Source organism: Rhizobium sp. Root1334 (assembly GCF_001426665.1).
Lineage (GTDB): Bacteria > Pseudomonadota > Alphaproteobacteria > Rhizobiales > Rhizobiaceae > Pararhizobium.
This window is the reverse complement of the sequence record NZ_LMEY01000013.1, coordinates 22256-35790: the sequence shown is the minus strand read 5'-3', so window position 1 is coordinate 35790 and position 13535 is coordinate 22256. Positions and strand designations below refer to the sequence as shown.

The following is a 13535-nucleotide window of genomic DNA, read 5'->3' as shown; positions in this document are numbered from 1 at the left end:
TGTGACCGATTTCGGAACAGCTACGCAGTTCAGGCTTTTCCCTTGTCTGGAATGCGCGAGAAGGCGGCAAGGACGGTGCGTTCCGATTGCAAAAGATACGCCTCCAGCGCCGCGGCGGCTTCCTGCATCTCGCCGGCATCGAGCTTTTCGACGATGGCGGCGTTCAGCTCGATATAAGGTGCATGCAGAAGTTCTGGACTATCAAGAAGCCCGAAACTCAGGCGCAGCTCCGCAGCGATCTGGAGATAGAACACGTTGAGGCGCTCGCTGTCGGCGAGATCGACGATCGCCGCATGGAAGACCATGTTGGCGCTGCCGACCGTGCCCCAATCGCTCTTGATGCTGGCTGCACGCGCCTCTTCGACTGCAGCGCGCATGCGGCCGACTGCGGGATGCTTTGGGTAGGCCTGGGCCACCGCACGGCACTCGATAACGCGGCGCACCCGGTAGATATCGATGATCGAGGCCATGCTGGGAATGGCAACGAAAACGCCCCGATTCGGCTCGTGACGCAGCAGGCCCTCCTTGGTCAGAAGCCGGAACGCTTCGCGCAAGGAATTGCGGGAAACTTGCAGATCGGCGCTCAACTTCACTTCCGACAGGCGATGGCCGGGCTTGAGTTCGCCAGCGATCAACTTGTTACGGATCGCTTCCGCCAGGCGCGGCGCGAGTGCGGATGTCATGTCCTGGTCAGTCATACATGTCTTTCATTCGAAGCAGTTAGCATCTCATGGTTGACCGATATCGTGGTTTTCTTCCCTTGGAAATGGGGTCTGGGGCGAACACATGGATAGGAGTATGCTTTGCGGCTCTCACGGTGCGTTTCCGTCATCCGGTTCTGTCCTCATCGACAACAAAACGGCGCCGCCCCACGTCGAAAACGAGCCCAAACAGCACGTCAGAGAAGCATATTTGCTCTCGCTTCAAATATGAAAGGCTCAACATTTCAACAGTATGATAGAACGATGAAATAATAATCGTTGAACAATATTGACAGAATTGTGAAATGCGGCAAGGTTGCGACTGTCAATAAAATTGATATGGGCCAACCCCGGTGAGTTTGCGGGCGCCTTAAATAACAGAGAGGGTTCATGGAACAGTCAGCTATCTCACCCAACAAAGCGGCAACGCCCGGCATGTCGGCCAAGTCGCGCCGCGCCGCACTCGTCGCAGCAATCTTTCTGATGGCGACATCCGCCATCGGCCCGGGTTTCATCACCCAGACAGCCACGTTCACAAGCAAGCTTGGCGCCGCTTTCGCTTTCGCGATCCTCGCGTCAATTCTCATCGATTTCATTGTGCAGCTGAATATCTGGCGGATCGTGACGCTCACCAAGATGCGCGCATCCGACATTGCCAATGCTGCCATCCCCGGTACCGGTTACCTGCTGGCCGTTCTCGTCATCGTCGGCGGCCTGTTCTTCAACATCGGCAATATCGGTGGCTCGGGCCTCGGCCTCAACGCCATGATCGGCCTTGATCCAAAATGGGGCGGCGCCATCAGCGCACTGATCGCCATCGGCATCTTCAGCTCGAAGCGCGCAGGCGTTGCCATCGACCGGCTGATCGTCGTTGCCGGCATCCTGATGATCCTGCTGACACTCTATGTCGCGATCGTCTCGGCTCCACCGGTCGGCGATGCGCTGTTCCAGACCTTCCTGCCCTCCACCATCGATTTCGCCACGATCACCACCATCGTCGGCGGCACGGTCGGCGGCTACATCACCTATTCCGGCGCTCATCGCCTGCTCGACAAGGGCACGGTCGGCATCGAGAACCTCGGCGCCGTCAATCAGGCAGCGTTGACCGGCATCGCCGTCACCGGCCTGATGCGCTACGTGCTGTTCCTTGCCATTCTCGGCGTGGTCGCCAGCGGTGTCGTCATCGATGTATCCGGCAAGGGCGCCAACCCGGCGGCGCAGGCCTTCCAGGCGGCCGCAGGCGAAACCGGATACCGCATCTTCGGTGCCGTTCTGTGGTTTGCCGCCATCACCTCGGTGATCGGCGCAGCCTATACCTCGGTATCGTTCATCACCGTCTTCAAGAAGGACATCAGCGAACGCGCCCGCAACATCGCGACCGTGATCTTCATCGCCGTCTCGCTGTTCTTCTACGTGATCATCACCACGCCTCCGGCGCAGATGCTGGTCTTCGTTGGCGGCCTCAACGGCCTGATCCTGCCTATCGGCCTGTCGATCTTCATCTACGCCGCCTGGGCACGGTCGGACCTCATGGCCGGCTACCGTTATCCGCGCTGGCTGCTGGTGCTCGGTGTCCTGGCTTGCGCGCTCACCTGGTACATGGGCTACAAGTCGATCGGCCCGATCTTCGCCCTGTTGTCGCCAGCCACCTGAGGAGGATAAACATGACTGCCATCGATCTGAACAGCGATCTCGGTGAAAGCTACGGCGCCTGGCGCATGGGCGACGACGAAACGATGCTGGCCATCGTTTCCAGCGCCAATGTCGCCTGCGGCTTCCATGCCGGCGACCCCGCCGGTATCGGGAAGACCGTCAAGGCCGCAGCTGAAAAGGGTGTTTCGATCGGTGCGCATGTCTCCTATCCCGATCGCGTCGGCTTCGGCCGGCGCGACATGGATGTGACCAGCGGCGAACTGATCGCCGACGTAATCTACCAGATCGGCGCCCTGAAGGGCATGGCCGCAGCCGCCGGCGTGACCGTCGGCTATGTCAAGCCGCATGGCGCCCTCTACAACCGCATCGCCCACGATACCAAGCAGGGACAGGCCGTGATCGATGCCATCAAGGCGATCGATCCCACACTCGTCCTGATGGGCCTCGCCAATGCCCCGATCCTCGCGCTGGCCCAAGAATCCGGCCTGAAGACGGTCGCCGAAGCCTTTGCCGATCGCGCCTATACGCCGGACGGACAGCTCGTGTCGCGCCGCGAGCAGGGTTCCGTGCTGCACGATACGCAACTGATCGCCCGCCGCATGCTGCAGCTTGCCCATGAAGGCACGCTGGAAGCAATCGACGGATCGACCATCAGAATTGACGCGCAGTCGATCTGCGTCCACGGCGACAGCCCGGGCGCCGTTGCCATTGCGCAGGAAATTTGCCGTGCCTTCGAGGCAGACGGCATCACCGTCCAGTCATTTCTGCCGGCCTGATCGACATTTTGGGAGGAACACAATGATCGCGATAGACCATCTTCGCCACGTGAATGCCGAACAGGCGCGCCTCGCCCGCGAGCGTTATCGCGCAGGCGCAGTCGAGCCGACCTCGGGCGTCGCGCCCGGTTTCACCCAGGCCAACATGATCGTGCTGCCGCGCGACTGGGCTTTCGATTTCCTGCTGTATGCGCAGCGCAATCCGAAGGCCTGCCCGGTTCTCGATGTGTCCGATCCCGGCTCGCATGCCACCCTGCTCGCCCCTGGCGCTGACCTGCGCACCGATATTCCCCTCTACCGCATTTGGCGCAATGGCAAGCTGGCCGAAGAAACCGCCGATGCGCGCGCCGCCTGGGCCGAGCATCCCGATCTCGTCAGCTTTCTGATCGGCTGCAGCTTCACCTTCGAGACACCGATGGCAGAAGCCGGCATCGAGATCCGCCACATCACCGACAAGTCCAACGTACCGATGTATCTGACCAACAAGCCCTGCCGTCCGGCCGGGCGCCTGCATGGCAATATGGTCGTGTCGATGCGGCCGATCCCCGCTTCGCGCGTTGCCGACGCTGCGACGATTTCCGGCCGCTTCCCGTCGGTGCATGGCGCGCCGGTGCATATCGGCGCCCCGGAGGAGATCGGCATCAAGGATCTCGCCAAGCCGGAATTCGGCGATCCGGTGCGGATCGAGCCAGGTGAAATCCCGGTCTTCTGGGCCTGCGGCGTCACCCCGCAGGCAGCCGTCATGGCGTCCGGTGTCCCGTTTGCCATCACCCATGCACCGGGTCATATGTTCATCACCGATATCCCTGATTCCGCTTATCACGCCTGAGGTTCCGATGCGTTTTCTACCCGTCAGCCTGACAGTCCTGCTTGTCGAACTCGCCGATCTCGACGAGACGCTGGCGCTGTTTGCCTCGCTCGAAGCCGATCCGGTTGACGGCATCGAAGACATGGTGCCAGCTGCCCGCACCCTGATGATCCGTTTCCGTCCGGAACGGCTGACGGCCGAACGGCTTGCCGGCGCAATCGCCACCCGCGACCTCTCCGCCCGCATCGCGCCATCCGACAAATGCGTCGAAATCCCCGTCAACTATAATGGCGAGGATCTGGCGGATGTAGCCGAGCTGACCGGCCTGCCGGTCGAAGAGGTCATTCGCCGCCACACCGAAAGCGAATTCACTGTCGCTTTCTGCGGTTTTGCACCCGGCTTTGGCTATCTTGTCGGCGGCGATCCCGCCCTGCAGGTGCCGCGCCGCCAGAGCCCGCGTACGAAAATACCGGCCGGTTCCGTCGCGCTCGCGGGCGCCTTCTCGGGTGTGTACCCGCAGGCAAGCCCCGGCGGCTGGCAGATCATCGGCACGACGCCGGAAAAGATGTGGGATCTGTCACGCGATCCGCCGGCGCTGTTTCAGCCGGGTTACCGGGTGCGTTTCACCGATCTCTCGAAGGCCAACGCGACGATCTCCACGGCTGCCGCCAAGACGTCCGCAGAGCCAGCGCTGCCCCAGGCAGCCGATGCGCTGACGCTGAAGGTGCTGGCGGCCCCCATGCCGGCGCTGTTTCAGGATCTTGGCCGGTTCGGCCAGACCGGCCAGGGCGTCTCGGCCTCCGGCGCGCTCGACCTTGGCGCTCTCAAGGCCGCCAATCGCGTTGTCGGCAATCCCGTCGATTTCGCCTGCCTGGAAATCACCCTCGGCGGCTTTTCCTTCGAGATCACCGGCCGCGCGGTGCTCGGCATCACCGGCGCGCCCTGCCCCATCCTCGTCCGTGATGCTGCGGGTAACGTTCAGACGGCCGAAACCTACCAGCCGATCTCGCTGGAGCCCGGCGACGTGGTCACACTCGGCCAGGCACCGAAGGGCATGCGCAGCTATCTCGCAATCCGCGGCGGCTTTGCCGTCCAGCCGGTGCTTGGTAGTGCCTCCACCGATACGCTCGCCATCGTCGGTCCGGCCCCCGTGACCGCGGGCGCCGTGCTGGCTATCGAGACCGGGACGAACGGCCTGGCGCCTGTCTCGCTCACCGAAGCGCCGGCCTTCGAGCATCCGGCCTCGGGTGAGACCGTGACGCTCGACGTGGTGATGGGGCCGCGCAGCGACTGGTTTACAGAAGCCGGGATCGCCACGCTTTCCGGGCAGCTCTGGACGATGACTCCACAATCGAACCGCGTCGGCATCCGTCTGTCCGGCGACGTGCCGCTCGAGCGTAAGGACAAGGCGGAACTGCCGAGCGAAGGCACGGCCACCGGCGCCATCCAGGTGCCGCATAGCGGCCAGCCCGTGCTGTTCCTCGCCGACCATCCGCTGACCGGTGGCTATCCTGTGGTCGGGACCGTCGCCGAATACCATCTCGATCTCGCCGGGCAGATTCCGGTCAATGCAAAAATCCGCTTCCGGCCCGTGACGGCCTTCGCCGATATCAAGCCTGCCAACGCCTGATATCGTGATGCCCGGCCGAACAAGGACAATGAGGATAGAACCCATGAAAAAAGTGCTGATTGCCAACCGTGGCGAAATCGCCGTCCGTATCATCCGCGCCTGCCGCGATCATGGCATTGGCTCGGTTGCAGTCTATGCTGATCCGGACATGGACGCGCTGTTCGTCCAACTGGCCGACGAAGCCTACGGGCTTTCCGGCAGCCGGCCGGCGGAAACCTATCTCGACATCGAAAAGCTGATCGGCATTGCCAAACGCTCCGGCGCCGACGCCGTGCATCCGGGCTATGGCTTTCTTTCCGAGCGGGCAGAATTTGCCCGTGCGGTTATCGATGCCGGTCTGATCTGGATCGGCCCCGATCCGCATGTCATCGAAGCGCTCGGCGACAAGGTGGAAGCACGGCGGATCGCCAAGAGCGTCGGTGCGCCATTGGTGGCCGGCAGCGACGGCCCTGTCGAAACGGCAGCCGAGGTTATTGCCTTTGCCGAAAAATTCGGCCTTCCGGTCGCGATCAAGGCCGCCCACGGCGGTGGTGGGCGCGGGATCGAGGTCGCTTGGAAAATGGAAGACATTGCCGAATTCTACGAGTCGGCCGTGCGTGAAGCCAAGGCCGCCTTTGGCCGCGGCGAATGTTTCCTCGAACGTTTCCTCGACCGTCCGCGCCATATCGAGGCACAGGTGATCGCCGACAAACACGGTAACGTCCTGGTGCTTGGCACCCGCGATTGTTCGCTGCAACGGCGTAACCAGAAGCTCATCGAAGAGGCCCCCGCTCCCTTCCTCAGCGACGCGCAGCGCCAGTCGATCCACGATGCCGCAAAAAAGATCTGCGCCGCCGCCGGCTATTCCGGCGCCGGTACGGTCGAATTTCTGCTCGGCGTCGATGGCACGATCTCCTTCCTCGAGGTCAATACCCGCCTGCAGGTCGAACATCCCGTCACCGAAGAGACCACCGGCATCGACCTTGTGATCGAACAGTTCCGCATCGCCGACGGCCTGCCGCTGCTGGTGACCGAGACGCCTGCCCCGCGCGGCCACTCGATCGAATTCCGCATCAATGCCGAAGATCCCGGCCGCGGCTTCCTGCCGACACCGGGTACCATCATGGCCTTCGAAGCCCCGTCCGGCCCCGGCGTGCGACTCGACAGCGGCGTCGTCTCCGGCTCGACCATTCCCGGCACGTTCGATTCGCTGATGGCGAAGCTGATCGTCACCGGCGCCACCCGCGAGCAGGCGATGACACGCGCGCGCCGGGCACTCCAGGAGTTCAAGATCGAAGGCATCGCGACGGTTCTGCCGTTCCACCGCGCCGCGATGGAAGCCTCTGACTTCATCGGCGAAGATGGTTTCAAGGTTCACACGCGCTGGATCGAGACCGATTTCGCAGACACCCTGGCAGCCGAAACCCGGCCCACTCCGGGTGCCGACACATCGCTGATCCGCACTCATGTCGAGATCGACGGCAAACGCCATACGCTTGGCATTCCGGCTACATTGCTGGCCGGTCTCGGCGGCTTGAAAGGACAGGAGTCCGGTCCGGCGGCAACGGCGAATGTCGAGGACGCCTCCACGGTTGCGGCTCCCATTTCCGGCACGTTGCAGGCCTGGAAATGCAACGACGGCGATACTGTCAAAGAGGGCGACCTGATCGCCGTGATGGAAGCAATGAAGATGGAAACGCAGATCCTCTCGGCGCGCTCCGGCGTGCTGCGCATCAAGGCTGCAGAAGGCGCCTACGTGAATGCCGGATCGGCCCTCGCCCGGGTCGAGTAAGGCTTTTCCAGTCAGGTCCTTTCGCCGCGTCTGACATGTGACAAAACCGGTGCATTCACCACGTTGCCCTTACAAGGGCGGCGTGGTTCTCTGCCTGCATTGTCGGCTTCGGCGATATGCCCTTATTCAAAAACGGCACGGAGGGAGGGCAGGTGGATGCAGGGTCCGTTGTGGAAGCCGAAGGCCTAACCCGCATAGACGCCGCCTCGCCCAGACGCCGGTGCACTCTCTTGTTCTCTCCTTTACCGCAATCCTGACTGCTTTTTCACGCCAAACGGCTCTGTTTTAACCCGCCATTTACCATGATGAGTGTCACTGGTGGAACAGCAGTTTCCGTGCCGCACAATAGCCTGATCCCGGCTTTCAAAGCGTTGCAGTTGCTCGCGAAGGGATCAGGATATGAACACGGACAAAGGAATTACGCTCGCTGTCATCGCATTTACGGTCGTTGCGATGTTCACGCTGAATTTCGCGATGGCCCATTATGGCACGCCAGCCGCACATGACGGCGTGTCGGGCGAAATCACCTCGTCGATACCAAAATAATTCACTGGGTAACCGTCCCCGACTGTCATCGGCGTTCGCAACGTCGAACAGCAGGGAACTTTTACCGGTCCATCGTGTTCTCGCGATAGAGGAGATTTGCGATGGACGACAATCGTTTTGCGCTTTGCCTTACAAACTTTAATCGCGGCACTTGGGCGCCGCTTATCCGCGATCAAGATAACTTGGGATGGGACGATCCTTTGGTCCTGGTACCGTTCGACACCGGCAAAGCGGGTGAACGGCGATGACGGCCCGTGACGTCTTGCTCTTGATGGTCACCGCGTTCTTTTTGACGGCCCTCCTGCTTATACACAACGCGTTTTACCGCCCCGTTTCAACCAGCGCTGTCGAGCCGCCCGCCAAGGTCCACAGCGAAATGCTGCCCTATGGTTGAATGGTATTCCGGTTTTTTGGAACTTTGAGCACACCTGCCGCGTTTTGCCATCCGGAGGAGACGGAAAATGGCCAGCGTAACGTGGATCATAGCACTGATGGCAGCGCTCGCAGTCTGTGGCATCGCCATCGCTTACGGTATTCTCAGCCAACGGCGGTTCAATGCGAAAATGAACCCCACGCGCCAGGACCGGATCGATGAAATGTCCTGGCGGGAAAACCTGCTCGACCAGTGAGGCTCACTGTGTGAGACCTGTGGTCAAGCAGGTTACGAGGTACCGTGTCTCACATCGCCGGGAGTGATCGTCTTGCGAGCAGAGTGCTCGACCGCCCAGCAGGATCATTTGACTGAAGGTGTCTGACTGCGAAATCCTGTGCTTCCTGCAGTTCTGCCACCGCGCCATCATAATCGAGATGAAGTGCCTTGCCCGCTTCGACCACCGGTCGGCCATCCACATAAACAGCGTCAATGGCCCGTTCTGCAGCGCAGTGCAAAAGGTTACGCAAGGGGTCATAGACTGGCTGCATGGCCGAATGCTTCAGGTCAACCAACAGGAAATCGGCCTTGGCCCCCTGTGCTATCCGGCCTATATCGCGCCGGCCGAGCGCACGTGCTCCGGAAAGCGTGGCGGCCTCGAACACATCTGCTGTGCCGACGTCGAAGACCGAACGGCCGGCAATGCGCGAGCAGATCATTGCCTGGCGCATTTCTTCCAGCATGTTGAATGGATAGCTGTCGGTTCCAAGCCCCACATTGACACCCCGGCGGCGGTAGCGGCCGAGCGATTGCAGCACCATGCCGCTGCGCGAGAAGGTAACGGGGCAGTGCGCCACCGAGGCTCGGCGCTCCGCAAGAAGGCCGAGATCCATATCGGTCCGCTGCCGCGTCCAGGAATGGCCGTCGACAAAGATGCAGTGTCCGATGATCAGGTCTTCGCCAAGCACGCCCAGCTCGTCGAGATACTGGACCGCTGTCAGGCCTGTGCGGCGCATTAGTTCTTCATGTTCGGCCATCGTCTGGGCTGCGTGCACAGTAATGGGCACATTCCGCGTCCGCGCTGCCTCTGCCGCTGCCTGCAACAGCTCGGCGGAGCATGTCTCGACCTGCGAGGGCGAGACGATGCCGCCCAGTCTGCCGGACGGATGCGCGCGGGCCGTGTCGACAACTTCAAGTGCCCGGGCGAACGCCTCATATCCCCTGCCCTTGTCCCACGTGAGATCAAGGCGGCGGCTGTCTTCGACGTGCCAAGCGGCTTCGCGGAAGCCGGGCGCCACATAGGCACGGGCACCGCTCTTTGCCAAGGTCGGCAACCAGCTGTCATGCGGGCCGGCAATATCGACCAGGGTCGTGACGCCGCTGCGCATCAGATCCCCGAGCATCACCGTCAACGAGGCCTCGACCGCGCTGTCGCTGATCTCGATCAGGTTGGAATATTCATAAAGAGCGTTGCCCCAGAGAGCAGCCGTGCCCTCATCTTCAAACAGGCCTTTGGAGATCGGCTCCTCGCCGGAATGGCAGTGCACGTTGACAAACCCGGGCAGCACCATTTTGTCCTTGCCGGACATTTCGTGCGTGAACGTGCCATCATACCGGCCGCCGACATGGATGAAGCCGCCGGTATCGAAGGCTATGTCGCCATCGGCGATATAGGCATGTCCTTGCCGGTTTTCGTCATAACCGACGATCGTGCTTACGTTGCGGATGACATGAATATCGTTAGCCATGGGTGACCCTGAAATGCTGTTCGAGAAAGCGGCTGTACAGGCCCATCAGGGCGCTGAAGGTGAAATAGACGGCGGCGGCGAAGACATAGCCTTCGAGTACGGCAATGCCCTGCCATTCGGGATCCCGCAGCGCCGAGCGCACGGTGTCGAGGAAATCGAGCAGGCCGACGATGGTGACCAGCGTCGTATCCTGGAAAAAGCCGATGAACAGCCCGACCATCGGCGGTATGACTTTCTTCAAGGCTTGCGGCAGGACGATTTTTCGCATCACCTGCCAGTAAGACAGACCAAGCGATGATCCCGCCTCGAACTGGCCTTCTGGAACATCTTGCAGGCCGCCGCGAACGATTTCGGCGATATAGGCGGCGGCAAAAATGATGATGGCGACCTGTGCCCGCAGAAGCTTGTCGATGGTCACGCCCTCCGGCATGAACAAGGGCAGCATTACCGTTGCCATGAACAGGATGCTGATCAAGGGAACGCCGCGGACGATCTCGATAAAGCCGACTGCAAGAACGCGGATCGCCGGTAGGCTTGAGGCGCGCGCAAGCGCAAGCCCGATGCCGAGCGGCAGGGCGCAGACCAGCCCGATGAAGGAGAGCATGAATGACAGCGGCAAGCCGCCCCAGCTCGATGTCGGGACCGATGAAAGACCGAGAACCCCACCCGCCATAAGGACATAGAGCACCGGCAGAACCACAAGCAGCCACGCACACAGCAGTGCCCGGCTCCAGAAGCGGGGTATCATCGAGATCAGGCAGCTCGTCAGAAACAGCGTCAGGGCTAACAGCGGCCGCCATTGCTCTTCGAACGGATAGAAGCCGAAGATCATGTAGCGGAGTTTTTCGGCAAGAAACGGCCAGCACGCGCCGCTGCTGTCCTTGCAGGCTGCGCCATCACCGGAAAAGACGGCATTGAGCACCAGCCAGCCAAACGCCAGCTTGCCCAGGAAAAAGATCATAGCCATCGAGACAAGGCTGATCATGGAATTCAGCGGCGTGCCGAAATAGGCCTTGGCCCATCCAGAACGCCGCACGGGCGGCTTGGCAGCGCCGACCGGCAACGGAAGAGCTTGAGTTTCGGCCATCAGCGCACCTTCAGCGCAACACGCGCATTGTACCAGTTCATCGCCAGCGAAATGGTGATCGACAGGCCGAGATAGACACCCATGAAGATGGCGATGGTCTCGATCGCCTGCCCCGTCTGGTTCATGACGGTGTTGGACACCATCACCAGATCCGGATAGCCGATGGCAATCGCCAGCGAGCTGTTCTTGAAGACGGTCAGGTAGGTATTGGTCAGAGGCGGAATGATCAGGCGCAGGGCCTGCGGCAACACGACCAGCCGCATCACCCGTGAACGATGAAGCCCGAGTGCTGCGGCAGCCTCCCACTGTCCCGGCCCGATGGCCTGGATGCCGGCCCGCACGATTTCGGCAACGCTGGCGGACACACTCAGAAGAAGCCCGAACAGCAAGGCAACGAATTCCGGCCGTACATGCAGACCACCGGTCAGCCGGAACCTGCCGGCCTGCGGAATATCCCAACCGAAGGAAACAAGGCCCAGTGCCCAGAGAATGAGGGGCGGCAATACCAGTGCGAGACAGGCAAAGGCCATGCCGTGGTTGGACTTTCCGGTCGCGACTCGCCGTTGCTGGCTGATGCGCCGGATCAGGATCGCCGCTGCGATACCGGCACAGATGAGCAATGCGAAGATCGCAGCGCCACTTTCCAGGAACACCGCGGGAAGAACCAGCCCGCTGTTGGATAGGTAGACACCAGGCAGGATGTTGAGCGCCTGCTTGACTGGCGGAAACACCATGATGATCAACGAGTACCAGAGGAAGAGATAGAGCAGCAGCGGGACGTTTCGCAGCACCTCGACATAGGCAAGTGCCGAACGCGCCAAAAGCGGATTGCGCGACATGCGGGCCACGCCGACGAAGAGCCCCAGGACGGTGCCGAGGATCGCGGCAAGCAGCGAGACCTTGACCGTGTTGACGATGCCAACCAGGATCGCCCGGCCGATGCTGTCGGTCGGCTGGTAGGCAATCGCCGTTTCGCTGATGACGAAACCGGCCTGCCGCGCCAGGAAGCCGAAACCGGTGGCAATGTTCTGCTTTGCAAGATTGTCGCTCGCTGTCGCAAACATGGTCCATGCCGCCGCAACAACCAGACCGATCGCGCCGATCTGATAGCAGAAGGCGCGGAAACGCATATCATTCAGGAAGCTCATGAAAACTCGCCGCTATTTTGCCGAACGGGAGAAAGCTCGCGCGCTTCATGCGCGCGAGCGATGCACTCAACGGAATGGCGGTGCGTAGACTAGACCACCGGCATTCCACTGTGCGTTCGGTCCACGTGTCAGCCCAAGCCGCGTTTTTTCACCCAGGCTGCGCTCGAAGATTTCGCCGTAATTGCCGACGGCCTTGATGACGTTGTAGCCCCACTTGTTGTCGAGGCCGAGCATGGCGCCGAGTTCATCAGTGACGCCGAGCATGCGCTGGATGTCCGGATCCTGGCTTTTCAACATCTCATCGACATTGGCCTGAGTAATGCCTTTTTCCTCCGCTGCCATCAGCAGCCAGACCGACCAGGACATGATATCGCGCCAATTGGAATCGTTCTGACGGACGGCGGGCGCAAGCGGCTCCTTCGAGATGGTTTCCGGCAGCACGAGATAGTCGTCGGGATTATTGGCTACCGCACGGATCGATGCGAGGTCAGAGCGATCTGACGAGATCGCTTCGCAACGTCCGGCGAAGAAAGCTGCCCGGTTTTCATCGGGGCTTTCGAACACCACCAGCTCGAACTTGCCGCCGATCGTCCGGAAGAAATCGCTGAGATTTTGCGCGGTTGTCGTGCCGGGAAGCGTGCAGATGGCGGCGTCCGTCAGCTCCTTGGCGCTGGAAACGCCGAGTGACTTGGCAACCATCAGGCCCTGGCCGTCGTAAAACACCGTCGGGCCAAAATCGAGCCCGAGTGAGGCTTCGCGAGAAAAGGTCTGCGTGGTCTGGCGCGACAGCATGTCGATCTCGCCGGATTGCAGCGCCTGGAATCGGGTGTTGATATTGGTCGGTACGAACTCGATCTTGTCGCCATCACCAAAGACGGCGGCTGCAACCGAGCGGCAGATGTCGGCATCGAAGCCCTGCATCCGGCCCTTGTCGTCCGGCGCGGCAAACCCTGGCGTGGCGAGCGACACGCCGCAGACCAGCTTGCCGCGGTCCTTTACGGTATCGAGCGTTCCCGCCTGCGCGACGCTGGCTGCCAGAAGTGCTGTGGCGGCGGCGCAGATCGCCAGAAATCCTTGTTTCATAGTCCCCTCCCTCGTGGTTTCTTCGCTGTTACGATCGAAGGATGCTTCCGCCCTCCAGCAGAAACCCCACAATCGGCGATCCTCCCGATCGCAAAAATTGTGTACAATGTTAAAAGTGTTTTGGCAACAAAACCGAATCCAAGAAATGATGGCGTTTCGGTATGCCGGCTACCGGCAGCCTCAGGACCTAAAATGAACTTTCCCCACTCGAAAG

14 protein-coding genes are annotated in these 13535 nt (G+C 61.2%); 9 read left to right on the top strand and 5 right to left on the bottom strand.

Annotated elements, in window-relative coordinates:
• Nucleotides 1-29 precede the first annotated feature (29 nt).
• Entirely contained in the window at nt 30-698 is a 669-nt protein-coding gene (locus tag ASD36_RS17310; RefSeq protein ID WP_060503373.1) for a GntR family transcriptional regulator, read from the bottom strand.
• 393 nt (nt 699-1091) lie between these two features.
• On the opposite strand from ASD36_RS17310, the gene ASD36_RS17305 reads away from it, so the two are divergent.
• The 9 genes from ASD36_RS17305 (at nt 1092) to ASD36_RS30680 (ending at nt 8514) form a co-directional block, all read left to right on the top strand.
• Nucleotides 1092-2354: an NRAMP family divalent metal transporter gene (locus tag ASD36_RS17305; RefSeq protein WP_060511350.1), complete on the top strand. Its 1263-nt coding sequence runs from the start codon at nt 1092-1094 to the stop codon at nt 2352-2354.
• An 11-nt stretch (nt 2355-2365) separates the two neighbouring features.
• The gene (locus ASD36_RS17300; protein WP_060511347.1) at nt 2366-3130 is read left to right on the top strand and encodes a 5-oxoprolinase subunit PxpA; all 765 of its coding nucleotides are present in this window, start codon (nt 2366-2368) and stop codon (nt 3128-3130) included.
• A gap of 22 nt (nt 3131-3152) precedes the next feature.
• Nucleotides 3153-3959, top strand: a complete 807-nt coding sequence (locus ASD36_RS17295) for a putative hydro-lyase (protein ID WP_060511345.1) — start codon at nt 3153-3155, stop codon at nt 3957-3959.
• A 7-nt stretch (nt 3960-3966) separates the two neighbouring features.
• Entirely contained in the window at nt 3967-5568 is a 1602-nt protein-coding gene (locus ASD36_RS17290; RefSeq protein WP_060511343.1) for a 5-oxoprolinase/urea amidolyase family protein, read from the top strand.
• A 43-nt stretch (nt 5569-5611) separates the two neighbouring features.
• Nucleotides 5612-7339, top strand: coding sequence for a biotin carboxylase N-terminal domain-containing protein (locus ASD36_RS17285; RefSeq protein WP_060511340.1), 1728 nt, complete (start codon nt 5612-5614; stop codon nt 7337-7339).
• A gap of 399 nt (nt 7340-7738) precedes the next feature.
• Nucleotides 7739-7885 carry a hypothetical protein gene (locus ASD36_RS31035; RefSeq protein WP_164491968.1) on the top strand — a complete coding sequence of 49 codons (147 nt, stop codon included), beginning with the start codon at nt 7739-7741 and terminating at the stop codon, nt 7883-7885.
• Nucleotides 7886-7986: 101 nt separating this feature from the next.
• A complete protein-coding gene (locus ASD36_RS30685; RefSeq protein WP_156393881.1) occupies nt 7987-8133 on the top strand; it encodes a hypothetical protein in 147 nt (48 codons plus the stop codon).
• The gene (locus tag ASD36_RS31030) at nt 8130-8279 is read left to right on the top strand and encodes a hypothetical protein (RefSeq protein WP_164491967.1); all 150 of its coding nucleotides are present in this window, start codon (nt 8130-8132) and stop codon (nt 8277-8279) included. The genes ASD36_RS30685 and ASD36_RS31030 overlap by 4 nt, the downstream gene beginning before the upstream one ends.
• A 67-nt stretch (nt 8280-8346) precedes the next feature.
• Complete coding sequence (locus ASD36_RS30680; RefSeq protein ID WP_156393880.1) at nt 8347-8514, top strand: hypothetical protein; 168 nt, start codon at nt 8347-8349, stop codon at nt 8512-8514.
• A 49-nt stretch (nt 8515-8563) separates the two neighbouring features.
• Here the strand turns inward: ASD36_RS30680 and ASD36_RS17280 are convergent, their stop codons facing one another.
• The 4 genes from ASD36_RS17280 to ASD36_RS17265 all read right to left on the bottom strand — a co-directional run bounded on the left by ASD36_RS17280 (nt 8564) and on the right by ASD36_RS17265 (nt 13321).
• Nucleotides 8564-10003, bottom strand: a complete 1440-nt coding sequence (locus ASD36_RS17280) for an amidohydrolase family protein (RefSeq protein ID WP_060511337.1) — start codon at nt 10001-10003, stop codon at nt 8564-8566.
• Entirely contained in the window at nt 9996-11090 is a 1095-nt protein-coding gene (locus tag ASD36_RS17275) for an amino acid ABC transporter permease (RefSeq protein WP_082562828.1), read from the bottom strand. Before ASD36_RS17275 ends, ASD36_RS17280 begins: the two co-directional genes overlap by 8 nt.
• Nucleotides 11090-12238, bottom strand: coding sequence for an ABC transporter permease subunit (locus tag ASD36_RS17270; RefSeq protein WP_060511335.1), 1149 nt, complete (start codon nt 12236-12238; stop codon nt 11090-11092). The genes ASD36_RS17275 and ASD36_RS17270 overlap by 1 nt, the downstream gene beginning before the upstream one ends.
• A 66-nt stretch (nt 12239-12304) precedes the next feature.
• Nucleotides 12305-13321 carry an amino acid ABC transporter substrate-binding protein gene (locus tag ASD36_RS17265; RefSeq protein WP_060511333.1) on the bottom strand — a complete coding sequence of 339 codons (1017 nt, stop codon included), beginning with the start codon at nt 13319-13321 and terminating at the stop codon, nt 12305-12307.
• Nucleotides 13322-13535 lie beyond the last annotated feature (214 nt).

What these genes read in the sequence shown, in the direction of transcription:
- ASD36_RS17310 (WP_060503373.1), bottom strand. Translation starts at nt 698, where the DNA reads ATGACTGACCAGGACATGACATCCGCACTCGCGCCGCGCCTGGCGGAA.
- ASD36_RS17305 (WP_060511350.1), top strand. Translation starts at nt 1,092, where the DNA reads ATGGAACAGTCAGCTATCTCACCCAACAAAGCGGCAACGCCCGGCATG.
- ASD36_RS17300 (WP_060511347.1), top strand. Translation starts at nt 2,366, where the DNA reads ATGACTGCCATCGATCTGAACAGCGATCTCGGTGAAAGCTACGGCGCC.
- ASD36_RS17295 (WP_060511345.1), top strand. Translation starts at nt 3,153, where the DNA reads ATGATCGCGATAGACCATCTTCGCCACGTGAATGCCGAACAGGCGCGC.
- ASD36_RS17290 (WP_060511343.1), top strand. Translation starts at nt 3,967, where the DNA reads ATGCGTTTTCTACCCGTCAGCCTGACAGTCCTGCTTGTCGAACTCGCC.
- ASD36_RS17285 (WP_060511340.1), top strand. Translation starts at nt 5,612, where the DNA reads ATGAAAAAAGTGCTGATTGCCAACCGTGGCGAAATCGCCGTCCGTATC.
- ASD36_RS31035 (WP_164491968.1), top strand. Translation starts at nt 7,739, where the DNA reads ATGAACACGGACAAAGGAATTACGCTCGCTGTCATCGCATTTACGGTC.
- ASD36_RS30685 (WP_156393881.1), top strand. Translation starts at nt 7,987, where the DNA reads ATGGACGACAATCGTTTTGCGCTTTGCCTTACAAACTTTAATCGCGGC.
- ASD36_RS31030 (WP_164491967.1), top strand. Translation starts at nt 8,130, where the DNA reads ATGACGGCCCGTGACGTCTTGCTCTTGATGGTCACCGCGTTCTTTTTG.
- ASD36_RS30680 (WP_156393880.1), top strand. Translation starts at nt 8,347, where the DNA reads ATGGCCAGCGTAACGTGGATCATAGCACTGATGGCAGCGCTCGCAGTC.
- ASD36_RS17280 (WP_060511337.1), bottom strand. Translation starts at nt 10,003, where the DNA reads ATGGCTAACGATATTCATGTCATCCGCAACGTAAGCACGATCGTCGGT.
- ASD36_RS17275 (WP_082562828.1), bottom strand. Translation starts at nt 11,090, where the DNA reads ATGGCCGAAACTCAAGCTCTTCCGTTGCCGGTCGGCGCTGCCAAGCCG.
- ASD36_RS17270 (WP_060511335.1), bottom strand. Translation starts at nt 12,238, where the DNA reads ATGAGCTTCCTGAATGATATGCGTTTCCGCGCCTTCTGCTATCAGATC.
- ASD36_RS17265 (WP_060511333.1), bottom strand. Translation starts at nt 13,321, where the DNA reads ATGAAACAAGGATTTCTGGCGATCTGCGCCGCCGCCACAGCACTTCTG.